We start from the raw sequence: 18,746 nt of genomic DNA on the forward strand, positions 1-18,746 counted from the left end.
GAGTTACGTGAGTAACGTTTATTCGGGCATTTTACAGGCCAGCATCAAGGATTTGGATCAGATCCTGGTGGTCGTTCATGCGAACAAAACACAGATGCCGGATGCCAGGCGACTGGAACTCGTCAACAAGGCTGCCGATCACATGGATACCAATTACAACGATTTGCAGGAGTTCACCACCCAAAACCAGATGCTCAGTATCCAGCGGGCTGAGGATGAAAACGAAGTGCTCACTTTAAAACAATATTATGGGATCAATTAAGCATAAAGCAGAAAGGTTAAGGCGGAAAGCTTTCCTCTGCATGGCGTTTTGCTTTGGTCTTTGTGCTTTCAGCTTTCACCGTGCAAAAGCGCAAACCTTCGCCGAATGGTTCGAGCAGGGCAAGACACAGATCAAATACCTGGTATTGCAGATCGAAGCGCTTAACGCTTTCCAGAATTCGGTCAGGCAGGGTTATAATGAGTTGCATAACGATTGGTGGGCGATCAAAGACTGGAAGAATGGCGAATACGCCTTGCATACCGGCTACTATAACTCCCTTAACCTGGTCAACCCGGTCGTAGCGCAATACGCGGACAAAAGTGGCATACAGACAGAGCAGCAAAGCATCATCAGCCAGTTTGTGGCCTTATCCGGCCTGGATGGATTGACCCCGGATGAACAAATTTATATCGGCACGGTGCAGCGGACAGTACTGTCCGATTGCTCCAAAACGATGACCGACCTGCAAAATGCGCTGACGGCCGGGAAACTGGCGATGAGCGATGATGAGCGGATAAAACGCATAGCGAAAGATGATGACGAAATCAAAGACCAATATGAGTTTACCTGCCATTTCTGCAATCAGGTCAGACTGTTAGCCGCGCAGCGAAATGCTGAGCAAAACGAATTCTTAAACTTAAATCCTTTGTATGAAAATCATTAAACTAAAAGCAAAAAGGCGAAAGCTGAAAGGTTTAGTAATCGCTTGTCTTGGTTCTTGTTTCTTGATTCTTGGTTCTGCGCAGCGAAGCAAAGCCCAATCCACCGCGCAGGACATCCAACAATTGGTTTACGATATTGAAAAGCTGACACAGTTCAAGGCGATTTTGTCAGATATGGAAACCGGTTATACCATCCTGACACAGGGTTATAACGAGGTCAAAAATATTTCCGAAGGAAATTTTAACCTGCATTCGGCTTTTTTGAATAGCCTGGAGCAGATCAGCCCGGCGGTCCGGCAATACGGGCGCATTGCGGATATTATGACTTACCAGGCGGATATGGTTTCGGAAGCGAAATCGGCTTATAGCATGGCCGGCAACAGCGGGCATTTCAGCGCTTCGGAACTGATCTACCTGAACGATGTGTTCAGCCATCTGTTGAGCCAAAGCGTAGATAACCTGACAAATTTGGCAAACATCCTGACGGCGGGGACTTTACGGATGAGCGATGCCGAGCGCCTGCAGGCCATCGACCATCTCTATGACGATTCGCAAAGCAAACTGGTTTTCCTGCGACATTTCGATACGGAAGTACAACTGCTCAATATTCAGCGGCAAAAGGAACAGAATGATGTAGGTACCCTTCAAAGACTATTTCCATGAAAAAGAAATTATGGTGCGGCAGTTTTCTATTACTGCTAAGTGCATTTGCTACGCAGGCAAGCGCCCAGGACATTACGAGTAGCCTGCAAGGAATGCAGCCGGTGCTCAATAACGTCTATAACCAGATGATCCCCTTATGCAGCAACCTGATCGATGCGGCCCGTGGTATCGCCGGCTTTGCCGCCCTTTGGTATATCGCTGCGCGGGTATGGCGGCAGATCGCAAAGGCCGAACCGATCGATTTTTATCCTTTGCTGCGGCCATTTGCTTTGGGCATGTGCATCATGCTGTTCCCGATGGTCATTTCGCTGATGAACGGGATCATGCAGCCTATCGTGGCCACCACGCAGGGCATGGTCACCAACAGCAATAACAGTATCGCCTTACTGCTCAAGCAAAAGGAAGACGCGATTAAAAATTCATCGGCTTACCAGATGTATGTGGGTGATGACGGTAATGGCGACCGGTCGAAGTGGTATGCCTATACGCATCCGGATGACCCGAACGATCAGAACGAGGGCACTTTTTCGGCTTTGGGCAATGACGTGAAATTCTGGATGGACAAGGAGGCCTACAATTTTAAAAATAACATTAAAGAGTGGATGAGCGAGATTTTGCAGGTGCTGTACGCGGCCGCTATCCTCTGTATCAATACGATACGGACGTTTTACCTGATCGTGCTGGCAATATTGGGGCCCTTGGTTTTTGGCTTTGCGGTGTTCGACGGGTTGCAGCATACGCTCACGCAATGGATATCCCGTTATATCAATATCTTCCTGTGGCTGCCTATCGCCAATATTTTCGGCTCGATCATCGGGCAGGTGCAGCAGCAGATGATCAAGTTGGATATTAACCAGATTCAAAGCTCCGGCGACACCTTCTTTTCGCCGACGGATACCTGTTACCTCGTGTTTTTATGTATCGGTATTGTCGGCTATTTCTGCGTACCGAGCGTGGCTAACTATGTCATCCATGCGCATGGCGGCAACGGCTTGCTGAACCGCGTAACGCAGGTATCCGCTTCGGTGGTCAATACCACGGTCAGCACAGCCGCATCCGGCGGCGCCGCGTTGGGCGACCGGATGGAGCAGGCCCGAAGCAATATCCTGAATGCACCCGCAGATTTCAGGGAAGGCTATCGCAGCGGCGGCACTAATTATCAAAAAGACAAATTATCGGGAAAATAATCATGTTTCAACACTTCAAAAATATCGACACCGCTTTTAAGCACATTAAACTATTCAGTTACCTGTTCCTGGCGGGGTGCGTATTGCTTAGTGCCTTCATCGCCTGGAAAAGCTACCAGTTGGTTGACCGGGCGCAAAACCGGGTACACATCCTGTACAATGGTAAGGTGCTGCAAGCCGTCTCGTCCGACCGGAAGACCAACCTGCCGGTGGAACTGCGTGACCACATCAAGACTTTCCATGAGGACTTTTTTACGCTGGTGCCTGACGATAAGCAGATACAGGCGACCATCACCAAAGCGCTTTACTTGGCCGATGGCAGCGCCAAGACCGCTTATGATAACTTACGCGAGGCCGGTTATTTCAACAATCTGGTTTCCGGGAATATCAACCAGCAGGTGCAGGTAGATAGTATCCGGCTCGACCTGAACAGTTATCCTTATGGTTTTACCTGTTATGCGACCGAAAAACTGATCAGGAGCACTTCAACTATCACGCGCAGCCTGATCACGCAGGGCAAGGTCAGCGACCTGAAAACGGAAACGGACAATAACCCGCATGGCTTTCTCATCCAGGGATGGGAGATCCTGCAAAATCAGGATGAACAGGTTAAAAACAGTCAGCCATGATGTTATTTAAACGCAAAAAAACCGTGCGCAGACCGGATGCGGAATGGCTGGTCACCTGCCGTAACTGGATGGAGAAGCGGCAGCGAATGGTCGCCAACTACCTGTTTCGCAAAACGCAGTACTGGAACCGCGGTTCCAAGATCATTGCGCTGGCGCTTTTCATCCTGCTGTTCGGCGGCGGCTGTTTGCTGCTGCTCATCCATGCGATTATTCACTTTTAACTCAAAACGATATGACAACATCAGAAAAAAGAAAATTAACGATGCTGCTGGTCATGCCGCTCTTCGTGCTGCTGTTCTCGGCGCTGGGCTTTTACGCGCTCGGCGGTGGCCGCACGGTGGGAACGGAACAGTCGGCGGCTAACCAGGGCATTAATACAACGCTGCCGGGCGCGAAACTTGGGAAGAACGCGCCGCCGGACAAAATGGGTTTATATGACCAGGCGCAGCGGAATAGCGCGGCGGCCCGGTCGCATTCGGCGGCAGGCGCGTTTGCCGCATTGGGCTGGGACACGGCGTCGATGCACAAACAGGCTGGGACAAATCCCAACAGTGCTGCTGCCAGTGAAGCCAGGATCAAGGAAAAACTGGCCGAAATCAACCGGCAGATCAGCCAGCCGCAACCCGCGAAACCACCTGCTGATGCGGCACAGCCCGATCCACAGACCGCGGAACTGGTCAGGCTGGAAGCACTGATCAGGCAGAAACAGCAAACCGCCGGACCTGATCCGCAAATGCAGCAGCTCAATTCCATGCTAGATAAGATACAGCAGATCCAAAACCCCGGCCTGGTGCGTGAAAAACTGAAAAAAGACGAGGCTGCAAAAAAGCCGGACAGCGCTTTCAAAGCGATTCCCGCTCTTATTGACGGCAATCAAAAGATAGCGCCCGGTGGTGTGGTGCGGTTGAAACTGGCGGATAGCGTGACCATTGCAGGTATCCATTATGCAAAGGGACAGGCGCTCTCGGGGGCATGTAACGTGACCAACCAACGGCTTTTGCTGGACATCCGAACGGTGCGCCTGGGAACATCCATCATCCCCGTCAATTTCACCGTTTTCTCGCTGGACGGCTTAGCGGGCATACCGGCCCCGGAAGCGGAATTAAGCGAGGCAGCGGGCGGCGGCACGGCGGATGCGCTGGAGAGTATGCAGTTCCTGTCGGCGGACTATTCGCTCGGCACACAGGCGGCGACAGCGGGCATTTCGGCGGCAAAAGGGCTGCTTGGCAAGAAAGCACGGCGCATACGTGTGAAACTGCATGGCGGGCAGCCGATATTGCTCAGGGTCAACAAATCCTAAGTCATGCGGTTGGAAACAAGCTATGTCGGCGAGATCATCGCCATGCTGGAAGATGCACAAGATATGGGGATGAACCATGTGGTATTTCCGCTGGTGCCGTCCGTCGCGGAATTGAAGCCGCAGCATTTCGTGTTTTTTGACACGTTCGGCTACGCGATGCAATACCTGGGAGCCAAAGCACCCTATTATGAATCACCCGGCCCCGGGCAAAGCTACCAGGTACACTACCGGCACGTCGATGCACTGCTGGAAGAACTTAAAAGGTCAAATTCATTAACCATAAACACCGTTGAAATGAACAGGAACAATCTGCAAAACATCCAGGACGAGATGAAGAAATTAGGCTTTAGCCAAAAAGCCATCGAAGAAGTACAGCAAAAAATGGAACAGGGTAAACCGGATTTTACCCTGCACGAACAGATCAGGGGCAACAAAGGCCTGGTCGATGTGACTTCGCATTTCCGGCAATCCGGCCAGTCGGACAATTACTATCTCAATAAATTCGATGTGGCGCTCAATACCGGCAAGGCGCTGGAAGAAGGCCACCGTTATTTTGTGGTCAGTCCCCACCCGGAAGTGCCGGGCAAGAACCTGACGAAAGGTTTTGATAATGTGACCGAGGCCATCACCTTTTTCAAGGAACAAAAAGGCGACAGCAAACTGACTGCCGGTAAGGATGCCGCCCACTCAACCGAACTGGCGGCAATGAAAGCCGGTAAGGTTGATTACGTGGAAAAAGATTTCCAGAAGACTTTCCGCACACCTGCGCAAACGCAAACCTTTTTTGTGGATCGCGGCAAGGGTTTTACCGTAGAGCAGGCTGCTAACCTTATCCAGGGCCGCGCCGTATTCCGGGACGACTTGTTGAATTTAGGCGGCGATACCTATGCCGCTTGGATCAAGCTGGACTTCGACAGCCCGAAAGACCGCTACCAGAATTATACCACCAATCAGTATCATGTACCTTCTTACAATTTCGATATCAAGGAACAACTGGAACGGTATAACATTAAAGAAATGAGCGATGAGAAAAAAGCTGAAAAGCTCATCCGTAATATGGAAAACGGCAATAGGCCTTTGATTACTACCGAAAAGGACGGCCAGGAAATGAAGCTATACCTCGAAGCCGCGCCACGCTACCGCCAGCTCAATTTCTTCCGCGAGGACCGCAAGCCGGAGAACCGCGAACAGTTCCTCAAAGTGCCGAAGCTTGACCAAAATATCAAGCTCGAAAAAGGCAAAGGCCAGCAGAAGGAACAGGAACAAGGCATGGCCGTATAAACCAAAAGTTTATCTTTGCCGCCTTTTGAAACGAACTCATATTGTTAAACATTAAAAATTAAAGATCATGGACAAAATCAAAGAATTAAAAGCATTAGTAGAAACCGCGGAAAAGGAAGGAACAGCCTTTTATGAGAAAGGTAACAACGCAGCCGGTACCCGTTTCCGCAATGCCTTGCAGCAGATCAAAGTATTGGCGACCGATCTGCGTAAGGACGTGACGGAAAAAAAGAACGTAGCAAAATAAACTGAATTAACCGCTTAACTATTTTGGGAAAGCCCTGCCGCTGGTCGACAGGGCTTTATTGTTGTTTTCGACCAATTTGTTAGTGCTCACAATTTGTTGGTGCTCACAAATTGCTGTATATGCCGGAAAAGCTGCATGGAGGGACTTTGTCCGGAGCGTTGGAAGATTTCCTGTGCACCAAACAGGACGAAAGTCTCCTTTGCTCGGGAAACCGCAACATTGAGCATATTCGGCCCGGCATCAAAAAAGTAGCTTTTACCCTGATCATTAGCGCCATAGGTTGCCGAAAACAGCACGACCGGTCGTTCTGCTCCCTGCAAAGCATGAACCGTACCGATGGTCAGGCCGCTCATGTTGATCCCGGCTTTTCGAAGCGTGTTACGCAGCGTGAATTTCTGCCCGGTAAACGGCGTCACGATGGCCAGAATATCTTTGAGTGGAATGCCGTAATGCTTGATCAAAGTATCCTGATTGGCTGCGATCCATTGAGCGATGGCTTGGGCTTCTTCTTGATTTGCCCGACTGATACCGCTGGTACGGGAATCGCCTTTAACGGGTACAAATTGTAATGGCGGCAACAGTCCGCCTTTTGCCGGGCCTTTCATAGGTTCCAGTAAGCCATCATAAGCTAAATTATTACAATAGCTGATGATCTCGTCAAAACAGCGGCGGTGCTCTGTGAGCAGCATCCCGCGTGCCTGCTTCGGATACAGGTGATAATAAGAGGTTTTTTGTGCCAGCCGCATGATACTGCCCGAACTACACAAGAATCCTTTACCATATAAGTCTTCAATAGCGGCTTGGTCGTTCAAATTGTTGATCACTTCATAACGGTATAAGTTGGCCTGATCTATTTTTTTAGGCACGTTCCATACCGGCTCTATCTGCAAAATATCTCCCACTACCAAAGCCTTTTTGGCCAGGGCAAAGCTTGCCGCGCCGATCTCGGGTGACACCTGCCCGGCCTCATCGACAATGAGCAGATCTATAAAATCCAGTAGCGGCGGTGTTTCCCATGTATTTTGCCCCGGAGCGGCCTGGATAAATTTGGAATAACTAAAGAATCTTGGTGCCATGTAAAAAGTCGATACGAAGCATGGAGTAAGCATGGCAAAACGTTGCCACCGTTCTTTTGCAGCCCCCTCACCATTGCGGCTTAATCGGTCTTCTTGCAGTGCCGAACGGGTAGCAATCAACCAGCGCCCTTCCCAATAATGCACGGCGGTATAGAACATATCATACTTCAGGCCCATTTCCAGTTGTTCATAAAAGACTTCTTCGGCAGGATCATGATTGACATTTGCCTTTCGCTGCCATTCTTCCCAATTTTTTTGTGCCTTTTTAATCTGCTCGATTAAACCGAGCTTCTGGTCAAAGAATTGCTGGATAGATTTGATCTGGTAAAAATCTACCGCGTTATAAGCCATAGGGCAATCACGGAATAACTGTTTAGCGCGCGTAGCACGTTTTTCTTTTACGAAATTTAGAAAGGAAAATAGTTTCAGCCATATCGATTCCGCATCCAGGTAATTGCTGAAACTGATCTCTAACTCCTTAATCGCTTTCTCCAAGTAACTCAAGCTATAAGTACCTAATTCCGGTAATTGAGCTTTGAATTGCCGGTAATCCTGCCAGATAGTTATTCCGTCAACCAGTAATTGCCGGCTTGCTTTCAAAGTTTGTTGTAAGCTCCCGATGATTGTAGTGACCGTGCTGCCGATCTGTCCGCTGTGGGCAATGAAGTACGCTTCGGCTTGATTCAGATAGCTTTCATTTTCTTTTTCGGTATGTGCACCACTTAACCTGCCCTGTACCCGCCTGATTACCGGGATATGTGGTTGCACTTCGCGATTCCCTCCCGGCAGGTACAGGCCAAAGCCGTCTACACCAGGCAGCCAGCGTTCATAAAGCGCCCCCTTTTTCTGTTTAACGTTCGAAAAACTGTCGATGATATTCGTCACAGCTTGGTTATTGGCCGAACAGGCCAGTATTACCGGCGGATCACCACCCGCAATGGCCTTTTGAACTACTTCTGTAGCGACTACACTTTGTAAAAGCGTAGTTTTACCCGTCCCTGGCGGCCCGTTGATCGCCAGGGTATCGCCATGCCCAATCGTTGTATAATGGTATAAGCTGGTACGCTGAGACTTGGACAAGGGAAATTCATAAGCCATCTGGCCTAGATGCGCCCCTGCCGCTTTTTCAAATGCTGCGCCTGAAAGCAAGGATTTCAGTGGTGTTTCCTGGCGTTCCACAAGTGCGTTAAGGATTAACGGGATCTTTTTCTGCTGAATGATATAATCATATAAACTGATAATGCCATCGGCCGGTCCGGTCAAGGTATCATTGATCACGATAGTATACTCCATCGTCACCGCTAAGTTTTCCTGGGAATAGGTCTCCGGTTCCTGTCCCGTTATCGCTTTGAACATGGATAAGATATAATCCCGGTAATTTATCCATCCCGGCTGGCCGTTAAACGGACGGCTAAACGCTTCATCTACGCGGTCAACATCCGAAAAAACAAAGTTTACTTCCTGGTTAACCTGCGGTTCCAGGTAAGCCCGTGGTATATAAGGAAAAGTATCTTCATCCGGTTTGAGCTGCCCTTTCCTGGTTAGTACCGCCCGAAACCAGAAAGGATAAAAAATACCCTTTTCCCCTGTCAGCGTAGTGTATTCAGGCACAGGACTTACCCGGAAAGGAGCAACAAACACCGGCACTTCCTCCGCTTTTTCCCAGGCTGGATCATTGGTGCTAAGCCGGCCTTTATCCTCGTTTGTCCGTTTTTCAAAGGCATCTAGCAAGGCCAGAGTTTGTGCAACATCTACCATGCCGCTGGTCAGGTCAATCTTGGCTTTTTGCTGATTCAGTGTTTTTTCCACCTCAATCACGATGCGCGCCGCGTCGGCCAGCGTATTACGCCAGTAGCGAAGCATATTTAGTTGTGAATTTTTAGACATGGGGTAGCTAAGTTACGAATAAGCAGCAAGGGCTTGTTGAACTATAAAGATAAACAATAGCCAGCGGTTCCAGCCGCTCCGTTTCACTTCGCCGCTTCACCGCATTGGGGCAACATGCACCTCGCATCCTCGTTCTTGCGGTGCTTCGGCCCATATTGCCACTTTCCTGTTTTTTTAAGCTTTATACCCTTTTCCATTCTCTCTGCTGGCTTTTTCCGCAGCGAAGTTCTCATAAGCCGGGCACATCGGACAAGGCCGGAGCCCTTCGGGTTTGCTGCAAAAAAATCTTCCCTGCTCGCTGCGCTCGCGAGGTATTTTTTTCCGCAAAGCCTTGCCGCTGTTGCCCGGCTTATTAGGTGAGTTGCTTAGAAAAAGCCACCCGAGGCTACTGCCGAGGGTGACTGGATTAATAAGCAACACGGATATGAATACGCAGACAGGCAGAGCGCCACCGGGCAGACGGAACAGCACAGACCGCAGAACATCACAGGATTTAAAGTAAAAACAAGCATCAAAAATTTAAAAAATTAAGACAATGGAAACCAAAGTAAAAACCGGTAGCAGTATAGTAAACAAAGTAGGTAACAACATCAATTCAGGCAACGGGCAGAAAATCAATAACTTGCCTGTTAGCACCGCTTTTAATGACAAAAAGGACGAACCGAAAAAAGAGGAAACGAAGCCCGAACCAGTAAAGGAAGAAACTAAACCGCAGCCACCCGCCGAACCTGCAAACCCTGCGGATCAGCCTAAAAAGGAAGAACCTGCAGTACAGCAAGAGCCGAGCAAAAAGGAAATCAAAGAACAGTTTGCAGCGCAGCAAGCCCGTAAGTTGGAAGAGACCGAAAAGATTGTTGAGCAATTGGGCAAGAAGATAGCGCAGAAGAAAAAGCTGCAAAATACGATTGCCAATATTGACAGTTTTGCTATTGCACAGAGCGACGATAAAGACGATATGGCAAGTGACAGCAAGTTTCAGCGTTGCGAGTTGGTAATTTCGGATGATGACGGCAACGAGTTTGTCACTAAGAACCCGTTTATTATCGCTTATGTCGCCCACGAGGTTAGACAGCTTTGCGTGGATAAGTTAGCCGAAGTCGAAAGCACTATCGTAATTCCGTGAGTTATCAATGGCAACGGCCTGTGTACTATCCATACACAGGCCGTTTGGCTAATGGTCAAACCACTAATCACTATAACAATGTTAGAGTTATTTATCGAATTAACCAACCAAATCTTTTGGGTGGGCTATGCGCAGGAATTAGCCACTTCTAACCCTGCATTATTCCAGTTTGAGTTTAACGAATTTTTGGACACTTATAATAATTAGCATCATGGCACATAACATCAATTATAATGAGCAGACAGGAAAACACAGTTTTTTCTCTGTCAAGGAAAAAGCATGGCACGGCTTGGGGCAGATCATTTCGGATTACCCGACCAGTGCCGAAGCCCTGCAATATGCGGGGTTGGATTATCAGGTAAGCAAATGGGCGCTTTATGCCTACGACCCGTCTAATAGGACAAGCAACGAACCGCATGTACCTGACCATTTCGCCACTGTCCGCACCGATACCAATAGCGTATTGGGTGTAGTCGGTAGCGATTATGAAGTGGTGCAAAATGTAGATGTTTTCAGCTTCTTTGATAGCATCGTGGGCGGTAAGGACGGTATTTTTTACGAAACGGCCGGTGCATTAGGCAGAAATGGCGAACGCATTTTTATCACCGCCAAACTGCCGGACTATATCCGTGTCGGGCGAAACGATTGCATCGAGAAGTATTTGTTTTTAACGACTTCGCATGATGGCACGGAAAGCATTACCATTGCTTTTACGCCTATCCGTGTGGTGTGTCAGAACACGTTGAACGCAGCATTGCGTAACCATGTCAACAGCATTAAAATACGCCACACCGCCAGTGCGACCGACAAACTCAAACAGGCGCACAAAATGCTGGGTATCACCAATCAGCTATCGGTAGAACTGGAAGCGGTATTTAACCGATGGTCAAGGGTGCGAATTACTGACCCGCAGTTAAAGCAACTGATACAGTTAGCCATGACGCCAAACCGTGAAACCTATGAACTGGTAAAAACAGGCAAGCAGGAGGAATTGACCAGCCAGTTTAACAACATCGTTTCAAGCGTATTCGACTATGCGATGACCAATCCCACACAGCAGGAAAATACCACCAAAGGCACTTTGTTCGGCATGTACAATGCAGTGACCGGCTATTTTCAAAATGTGCGGAATTTCAGGGATGACCAAAGCAAATTCAAATCCATTATGCAGGGCACGGGTTTACAGAAAAATCAGGCTGCCTTTAATCTATGTACCGACTTTGCGAAGCACGGCAGTAGCATTTTAAACTAATCCATAGGGGCAGAAATGCCCCTTTATCCTTCCACCATTAAATTTAAAAAGGTCATGAAAACGATAGAGCAATTAACCAATGTAGATAAAGCCAAAGTGATGTTTGACTTATTTAGAAACGAGATACCCGAATTTTTAGAATATGTCAAGGATATAGCAGACAAGGTGCTAAAGGACAAAGACGAATTGATAGCCAACTGGAATAATCCGTTTTTAAGTTACCATCAATGGTTAAGCCTTTCTGAACAGGTCAGCGCAACAGTTAAGCGTTATGGTAAGAGCCTTTTAAAAAGCAATAATATGTTTACTGAACAACTTTTCGGCGGTTATTCAGCGATATTCACCAATCACTGTTTGGAGCAGTACGCTTTGCACAGGGCGAAGTCGCCACGTTTTTTACAAGCGATCACCATGTTTTATCTACCCGTAAAACATGCCATGTCACTTAATAGCCAATATTTAGTTTTAGAAATGCACGGCGGACCACAGCATGCCACAATTTGTACTGACACGGAAGGTAATACGCTTGTATTCGATAACCGCACGGATGCGGAAGCCGAAGCAGCAGATTGTCAGGACGGCTTAATAGTCGAAATATAGTCCCAAAGCCCGGGTCGCCCGCTGCCGCTTCGCGGCAGACGGGCGTTGCTGTCGCAATTAAAGCATTTTAAAAGATACGGCAATTTTAACAGTCAGGGTCGGCTAACGATGTTTTTTATCAATTCATTCCCGATCTCTTCAATGCGCTTTTCTATATCGCATTCCCAAACTACAATAACGTTCCAGCCAAGCGCTTTTAAAAGCGTTTGGTTTTTTATATCCCGCTCTATATTTTTTGATAACTTTTCAGACCAAAATTTTGAATTTGTATTTGGTATCCGGCCTTCTGGACATTTTTTGTGATAATGCCAAAAACATCCATGTACAAAAATAACCGTCTTGTATTTGGCTAATATAATATCGGGTTTACCTGGTAAATGCTTACTGTGCAGTCTAAATCTGAATCCGGAATTAAACAAAAATGAACGTAATAAAATTTCCGGCTTGGTATTTTTGCCCCGGATTCTCGACATTACATAGCTACGCTTTTCTTTACTCCAAATGTCCGCCAAGTTGATTATAAATCATTAGAGTTCTTCTTATTTCTTTAGCAACAAGTTCTGCTTTGGCTGTTGGTACGCCATTACTGATCAACTTAAACTTATGAGTTAGCGATACCTCCTTTGGCAATACATATTCATCAGGTACCGTCTGTAACCGTAGCGCTTCCCGAACTGTTAGCCTTCTGGCCTCGGTAGGGTGCAAATGAACTTCATTATTGCCGTATGCCACCGTTGGACTATATTTCAATCTATGAAGTCTTTTAAACGACTTCCTGTTTGTATCACCCTCTTCAATTATCGAAAAACGTGAAGACTTTGGATTGAAGTATTCATTTTGATTCGGTGAATTGTCACGAAGTCCTGAGAAGGCATTTTCTACGCATAAACGATATTGTTCAACAGGTACAGTTAACTCAAGATCTTTTCCGAATTTACTTTTTTGAGGCCACTTCAACATCTTCGGCTCTTTACATGCAGGCTCAGGCCATTTGAAAACAAATTTTTCCGTGCCGTTTGATTTAAGAAGAAAGTTATCTTTTTCCAGCTTATAGCCTGCATTAACCAGCCGTTCGATAATTTCTTTCTTAAACGCTACTAAAGCTATACGCGGACGGTCTTGCGCATAACCGTAGTTCAGTACATTGAGAATATCATGCCAAACTACATACCCGCAATTTTCCAATTCTTCAACAAAAGCATTAAAAGCTTTTCTATGCCTTTTAACTTTATATAAACCTTCAACATTCTCAAAAAAGAGAAATTGCGGAAGTACTTTTTTTACCAGTCCGAGATAGCTATGGATCAATCGCCCTTTTTCACCTTCAATACCTGCATTCTTACCGCCAACCGAATAATCTTGACAAGGCGGCCCACCTATTAATCCCGAAATACCGGCGTACTTTTTTGTTAAATTATTTTGTTCGCTTTCGTTTGATACATCAACTGGACGTTGTATTGTAATGTGTTTGACTAATTTTTGACTGACAAAAGCATTTTTTGAATACTTAAAATAGTTATCCATTCCGAAATTATAAGATTTTATGAAATTAGGTTCAATTTCAACGGCTTCAACTATTTGAAATCCTTGATTTATAAATCCGATATCTAAAAAACCGCCACCTGAAAAAAGGGACAATATCGAAAATGTCGAATTATTCAGTTGTTGCTTGCAGTCTGCCATTACTTATAGTTAATGTCGTATTATTTTGTGTTAACTTAATTCCCCTCTGCAGGTTTGCCAAACTTATTGTCCCAGCCTCGTTTAATTCTCCAACCTCTTGGTTATCAATAAAATGATATTGCCTATTCTCTAACTTTTCTTTAAATAGCCTTGAAAAGCCAACGGACTCGCCCAAAACTTTATTTGCCATATCCTTGTCGGTATACAGCAACTCCAACTCCAGCGTTGAACTACTATTGTTTTCGTCTACCGTTAATTGATACTCTTTAGATTTAGGATCAACTGAGAAAGAACTGTAATGCGCCAACGCAGATTTGTATCGCTCGTCAGCTTTGGTTAAAATATCTTCTATTTCAATAAAGTGCTTTTGGCCTTTAACCCTGTTCAATGTCGTATTGATAACCTGTTCCTCACTTGAAGCTCTAAACTTGATTGTTAATTTAGTTGGGATGTCGGTTGCTATCGCCTGATCGATCAAGTTCAGATCAATCCTAGCTTTATAATTAATTACCTGCTGGTAAAGCGAATCGTAAAACCGCCCCTTTAGCCTGGATACCCGTTTAAAACCAAATATTAATTTTCCTTCGGCTTCTACAAGGTTACCTGCATTAAAAACATTACCGTTTAACTCTAAAATCCCTTTAGAATTAACCAGATTATCTTTTTGTCCAAGCAAGTAGTCGCGCGAAGTTACTAAATATTTTAGTTTTTCATCTGTCATCCAATGATATTTTTTATATTCATCAAAATCATCGATTAGGAGTTGAGAGACTCCTGATGAGTTAAAATGACACAAGTCTAAAACCGCAAAATCCCCGTAGAAAGTATTTTTAGAAGTAATTTCTATTTCGGCTATGCCATAGCTTTGTGTTAATTCATCATAAAAATGATGAATTCTAATAGCCTTTTTACCACTTTTGTCAACTTCGACTTTAAATTTCTCTTCGTCTTTATCTGGGTAGGGTTTAAAGTTGACTTTCAAGAACTCAGCTATCTTAGCCCCCCGGTTACCTGAATCACGAATTAAAAGGTCGCATACTTGCCCCGTTAAAATGTAATATTCGTTCTCTTTAAGAAAAATATCACCCGGGTAAATTGGCAATCCTTTTTCATTAATATAACTATCAAACAATTCAAAAGAATTCAATTTCTCAAGATCAGGACCAAAATCCTTTAAGCCTTCATGATCTAAAAGCGATTGTTGGTCAAAAAACTTCGTAAGCGAAGAATAATAATCAATTGATTCTATTTGTCTCAAATCAATATGATGTTGGACAATTTGGTCAAACCAGGCTTTCAAAGAATCAAATGGTGATATCCCTTCATTTATAGATTTTTTTATGACATGCTTGACATTTTGTTGGTTTTTAAGAGCCATCGCTAAAGCACTGCCGGCACTGGCAACATAATCGTCATGAAAGGATTTGAAAACCGTCGCGTAAGCACTATCCGTCAGATATCCTGCAATAATTTGGATAAGATTTTCATTGCCTTTCAAAACTTCACGTACAAAATAACTTTTATATGTTTCCGGGTGGGTCGGATTGGCCTGAGTAGTGAATAGGAATGCTAAACTTTTAAGGCCATGAGTTTTATTATTAACCAGTAAATCCTGTTCTATAAACGCTTTTCCCGATTCTTCTTGCCCTTCTCCAAGCATCTTGTCAACAACGGCTATATAGTAATTGCTACCGGTCTGGGAAAGGCCATGCTTTATTTCTTCCGTAAATGAAGGCATATCCGCAGGTACGGGCTTAGATTTGTAAAAAGTCATTTCTAAACCTGGCACTTTAGCAAATTCCTCTAACAAAACATCATAGCGTGTATCACCAAGTTTGTAAATGCCATTTCTAAGAAAAGCTTCATTCACGTTCGTTTCCGTAGTGACTAGTGCAAGATTTTTAGATACAGCTTCTGTTAACAGGGCAGTTCCATCAACAGCTTTTAAATACTCTGCTATCTCATCAGGAACCAACGTTACCTTTAATTCATCAACGTGATTAAGTTTTTCAAAGCCAGTCCTGAATTCCTCGATTAATGCCACCGTCTCTTTTTTTTCCAAAGCGGTGAGCGTATTAATTAATCGGTTTCTTTGAAAATCAGAAAGTTGGCAGTATTTGGCCAATATAATGTCGCCGTTCGTCTCATAGTGTAAATCATTTTCAATGAGAACGACATACTTTGCTTTTAAGCCCGTAATAATCTGGAGAAAATCAGCCATTATCTTCGGAATCGTTATTGTTAACTCTTATTTCAAAAATATATCTGTGATTATATTGATTTCTATCAGGTAAAAGCTCAATATCACCGCCAAAAGACTTAAGGAAGTTCTTTACTATATACAGTCCCATGCCCCGTCCATTTTCTTTGCCCGATTCTAGGGAGTTAAACAAAGTATGTTCATAGCGGTCAAGCACCCCAGTGCCCGTATCATAAAAATGTATAACATCCTTATTTACCCCCTTTATAACAATTGAGTCTGATCCGCCTGTTTGATAGGTACTATCATAGGCTGCCCTGCGCTGCTTGTCTTGTATCCAATAAATTGAATTATCTATCAAATTATAAAAAACATGAGTTAGTGACCCTTTTGGAACAACCCACGTTTGATCAACATTATCATAATCAAGTTCGATTTTGTTCTTTTTTAAACGGAAATCGAACCGCTTTTTTAACTCGTCTAAATAAGACTCAACACTTACTTTTTCAAAATCATGACTGTTACCCTTATATAAAAACGTTTTTTCCAGGAATGAGTAAAATCGGTTAAGATCACTCATTTTGGCAAACAACGTGTCAAATTGTTTACGCAGCGGGTTTAGGTGCACCTTATTTAACTCATACTGTTTCATTTCAAATAGGTAGTCTTTCAGAGCCTTAAAATGGTCTTCGTTGTTTTCTTTTGAAATGTCATGTGAAAGCAAAGAGTGGAGCTCGTGCGTAATTACCTCTGTAACAAGACCATTTGCCATGAGCTTATAATTATTATAAGCCTCGACCTCGATCCTTTTTTGTTCGGCTTCAGCTACCTGGAGTAATTTATTGGCGCTTTGAAATGATCTTTGTGCATCGTCAATGTTTTGTTCAAAGTTTACACTTACGCTCTGTAGCTCAGTTAGGACTTTTTTAATTATTTCTTTTTTATCATCGGTATCCAGGTCAATATTTTCGCCGATCACTGACAATGCCTTTTGAATGGCGCGGATATTTTCGTTAGCTGCTTTTAAAACGTCCTCTGATTTTTTTACCTCATTTTTTATTTCGCCAGGATCATTTTTAGGGATTAATTGTTCGCCATCGAGTATGTCTTTGGAAATTTCCACAGCGCGTTTTGTAAACCTTGGCGAAAAGGCCTCAAATATGTATTCCAATACATCTTCTAACGCCTGAACGAAAGGATTATCTGTTAAATGCTCCCTTGAACTGGTCTCATAAATATACCTTTGGAAAAAGTCGTTTATCTTAATATATCCGATTACATTACCTAATTCAAACCTGTAAAATTGTTGTCCACTTGTACGCTTTTGTTGGAGCTTTAACCAGTCGTCATCTTTATTACCAATAGTACCCACACGGAACTTATTGCGGTATAATTTTATCCCGTTATTAGACTCCAGAAACGGTTTAATATCTCTGTTTATACTGGTGGATTTATCGATATAGTTATTCGCTATCGCAGAATTTACCGCGATCCGCATTAAAGTGGCATCTCTTTTAAAGGAATAAATTTTACCCTCTAACGGTGAGATCTTCAATACGTAGTTTAAGTAAGTTTCAGGCAGCTTCCATTTGGTTATAAGCTCACTAAGAGGGATTTCTTCTTTCAGTGAACTGTTAAATTTGTCCTTGTATTTATTTATCAGGTCGTTATAGCCTGAGTGTGTTAACCTGTAACTTTGATATAATATCTTACCTAATTCGGTTTGGTGTATCCGTTCGATAAACCAGGGCCGGATTTCCATCTTCATGGTAATGGCCAGGTCTATTGGCTTTCCCTCTTCGTTTCTAATTATTTCTGTATCAAATGAGTGTATTGATTCGGCGATCTTTAAAGTATCATAATTAAAATCCAGCAGAACCGGATCAGAGTTATAGTAAACTTCAACATCCAGCAAGGTTTTTTTTTGCTCAAAGGGGGAGTATAAAAAACTTAAGGCCGACTGCAAATCATCCTTAATGTAGTATGAACCGCCCTCAAGTTCAATTCTATTTTCAAACAGGTCTATTTGCGCGTTTTTCCTGTACTCAAAATATTTTTCAAAACTTATTGGGTGTGTTTCGGTACTAAAAAACCATAGCCGGGTGTACGAACTTCCGTCCTTTTTGGGAATTAAAATTTCGGGGGCGTCCTCGTTTTGACTGGTTATAAATTTATTCCAGTCAATTTTAACCACGTTGGTGGTTTCATCTTTCGAAGATTTCGTCTCTACAAATAGGATTTGGCTTAATCTTTGGGCGGACAAACGTCCAATTCCTTTATCTCCCAATATAATTTCATCATTTTCTGATTGGTTTATTTTTGCTTTTGCTTTAAAATCAGAACCAATTTCAAAAAAGCCATCCCTTAGCGTTTCCAGGGACATTCCCGAACCGTCGTCTTCCAGGATCATTAATGGCCCGTCACCAACAGCGGCAATTTCGCTGTCAAGTTGTAATGGCAATCTCGTTAAAAGATTATTCTTATCAAGATTTTTAAAGGAAGATAGAAAATGAATTTTAACTTTATTAGCTTTTGCATCATAGGAATTTTTTATTAATTCCGTAATAGCTATTTCGTCAGAAGTGATCAGCTCTGTCCCCAGATGTTTTATTATTCGAGGGTTGTATTTGAATTTCATCGCAAGGCTTAAGTGTTCTCAATGGTCCAAAACTGTCAATATGAACAGACGTACAT

At 44.3% G+C, this 18,746-nt stretch carries 18 protein-coding genes and 1 pseudogene; 13 read left to right on the forward strand and 6 right to left on the reverse strand.

Annotated elements, in window-relative coordinates:
- From VIM89_RS11870 to VIM89_RS11910, 9 genes and pseudogenes are all read left to right on the forward strand, one after another.
- Positions 1–262: pseudogene (locus tag VIM89_RS11870) on the forward strand (conjugal transfer protein TraI); the annotation flags it as partial.
- Entirely contained in the window at positions 249–926 is a 678-nt protein-coding gene (locus tag VIM89_RS11875) for a hypothetical protein (protein ID WP_488156370.1), read from the forward strand. The pseudogene VIM89_RS11870 and the gene VIM89_RS11875, both read left to right, overlap by 14 nt.
- Positions 913–1,587, forward strand: a complete 675-nt coding sequence (locus VIM89_RS11880) for a TerB family tellurite resistance protein (RefSeq protein WP_488156371.1) — start codon at positions 913–915, stop codon at positions 1,585–1,587. The genes VIM89_RS11875 and VIM89_RS11880 overlap by 14 nt, the downstream gene beginning before the upstream one ends.
- The gene (traJ, locus tag VIM89_RS11885) at positions 1,584–2,774 is read left to right on the forward strand and encodes a conjugative transposon protein TraJ (RefSeq protein ID WP_488156372.1); all 1,191 of its coding nucleotides are present in this window, start codon (positions 1,584–1,586) and stop codon (positions 2,772–2,774) included. Before VIM89_RS11880 ends, traJ begins: the two co-directional genes overlap by 4 nt.
- A gap of 2 nt (positions 2,775–2,776) precedes the next feature.
- Positions 2,777–3,403, forward strand: coding sequence for a conjugative transposon protein TraK (gene traK / locus VIM89_RS11890; RefSeq protein ID WP_488156373.1), 627 nt, complete (start codon positions 2,777–2,779; stop codon positions 3,401–3,403).
- The gene (locus tag VIM89_RS11895) at positions 3,400–3,624 is read left to right on the forward strand and encodes a hypothetical protein (RefSeq protein WP_488156374.1); all 225 of its coding nucleotides are present in this window, start codon (positions 3,400–3,402) and stop codon (positions 3,622–3,624) included. Before traK ends, VIM89_RS11895 begins: the two co-directional genes overlap by 4 nt.
- Before the next feature lie 11 nt (positions 3,625–3,635).
- Entirely contained in the window at positions 3,636–4,703 is a 1,068-nt protein-coding gene (gene traM / locus VIM89_RS11900; protein ID WP_488156375.1) for a conjugative transposon protein TraM, read from the forward strand.
- A 3-nt stretch (positions 4,704–4,706) separates the two neighbouring features.
- The gene (locus tag VIM89_RS11905) at positions 4,707–5,984 is read left to right on the forward strand and encodes a hypothetical protein (RefSeq protein ID WP_488156376.1); all 1,278 of its coding nucleotides are present in this window, start codon (positions 4,707–4,709) and stop codon (positions 5,982–5,984) included.
- A gap of 67 nt (positions 5,985–6,051) precedes the next feature.
- Complete coding sequence (locus VIM89_RS11910) at positions 6,052–6,231, forward strand: histone H1 (RefSeq protein ID WP_488156377.1); 180 nt, start codon at positions 6,052–6,054, stop codon at positions 6,229–6,231.
- 86 nt (positions 6,232–6,317) lie between these two features.
- On the opposite strand, the gene VIM89_RS11915 is transcribed toward VIM89_RS11910, so the two are convergent.
- The gene (locus tag VIM89_RS11915) at positions 6,318–9,194 is read right to left on the reverse strand and encodes a DEAD/DEAH box helicase (RefSeq protein ID WP_488156378.1); all 2,877 of its coding nucleotides are present in this window, start codon (positions 9,192–9,194) and stop codon (positions 6,318–6,320) included.
- Between the two features lie 174 nt (positions 9,195–9,368).
- Positions 9,369–9,665, reverse strand: a complete 297-nt coding sequence (locus VIM89_RS11920; RefSeq protein WP_488156379.1) for a hypothetical protein — start codon at positions 9,663–9,665, stop codon at positions 9,369–9,371.
- 64 nt (positions 9,666–9,729) lie between these two features.
- On the opposite strand from VIM89_RS11920, the gene VIM89_RS11925 reads away from it, so the two are divergent.
- The 4 genes from VIM89_RS11925 (at position 9,730) to VIM89_RS11940 (ending at position 12,169) form a co-directional block, all read left to right on the forward strand.
- Positions 9,730–10,317 carry a hypothetical protein gene (locus VIM89_RS11925; RefSeq protein WP_488156380.1) on the forward strand — a complete coding sequence of 196 codons (588 nt, stop codon included), beginning with the start codon at positions 9,730–9,732 and terminating at the stop codon, positions 10,315–10,317.
- A 78-nt stretch (positions 10,318–10,395) separates the two neighbouring features.
- Positions 10,396–10,524, forward strand: a complete 129-nt coding sequence (locus VIM89_RS11930) for a hypothetical protein (RefSeq protein WP_488156381.1) — start codon at positions 10,396–10,398, stop codon at positions 10,522–10,524.
- A gap of 4 nt (positions 10,525–10,528) precedes the next feature.
- Positions 10,529–11,569, forward strand: a complete 1,041-nt coding sequence (locus tag VIM89_RS11935) for a DUF932 domain-containing protein (protein WP_488156382.1) — start codon at positions 10,529–10,531, stop codon at positions 11,567–11,569.
- 54 nt (positions 11,570–11,623) lie between these two features.
- The gene (locus tag VIM89_RS11940; protein WP_488156383.1) at positions 11,624–12,169 is read left to right on the forward strand and encodes a hypothetical protein; all 546 of its coding nucleotides are present in this window, start codon (positions 11,624–11,626) and stop codon (positions 12,167–12,169) included.
- A gap of 92 nt (positions 12,170–12,261) precedes the next feature.
- Here VIM89_RS11940 and VIM89_RS11945 read toward each other — a convergent pair whose 3' ends face one another.
- From VIM89_RS11945 to VIM89_RS11960, 4 genes are read right to left on the reverse strand one after another with little or no spacing between them, the layout of a single operon-like run.
- A complete protein-coding gene (locus VIM89_RS11945; RefSeq protein ID WP_488156384.1) occupies positions 12,262–12,681 on the reverse strand; it encodes a very short patch repair endonuclease in 420 nt (139 codons plus the stop codon).
- Positions 12,662–13,852, reverse strand: coding sequence for a DNA cytosine methyltransferase (locus VIM89_RS11950; RefSeq protein ID WP_488156385.1), 1,191 nt, complete (start codon positions 13,850–13,852; stop codon positions 12,662–12,664). Before VIM89_RS11950 ends, VIM89_RS11945 begins: the two co-directional genes overlap by 20 nt.
- Positions 13,824–16,073: a hypothetical protein gene (locus tag VIM89_RS11955; RefSeq protein ID WP_488156386.1), complete on the reverse strand. Its 2,250-nt coding sequence runs from the start codon at positions 16,071–16,073 to the stop codon at positions 13,824–13,826. Before VIM89_RS11955 ends, VIM89_RS11950 begins: the two co-directional genes overlap by 29 nt.
- On the reverse strand, positions 16,066–18,690 hold the full coding sequence (locus VIM89_RS11960; protein ID WP_488156387.1) for an ATP-binding protein: 2,625 nt from the start codon (positions 18,688–18,690) through the stop codon (positions 16,066–16,068). Before VIM89_RS11960 ends, VIM89_RS11955 begins: the two co-directional genes overlap by 8 nt.
- Positions 18,691–18,746 lie beyond the last annotated feature (56 nt).

Source organism: Mucilaginibacter sp., assembly GCF_036568825.1.
Classification (GTDB): domain Bacteria; phylum Bacteroidota; class Bacteroidia; order Sphingobacteriales; family Sphingobacteriaceae; genus Mucilaginibacter.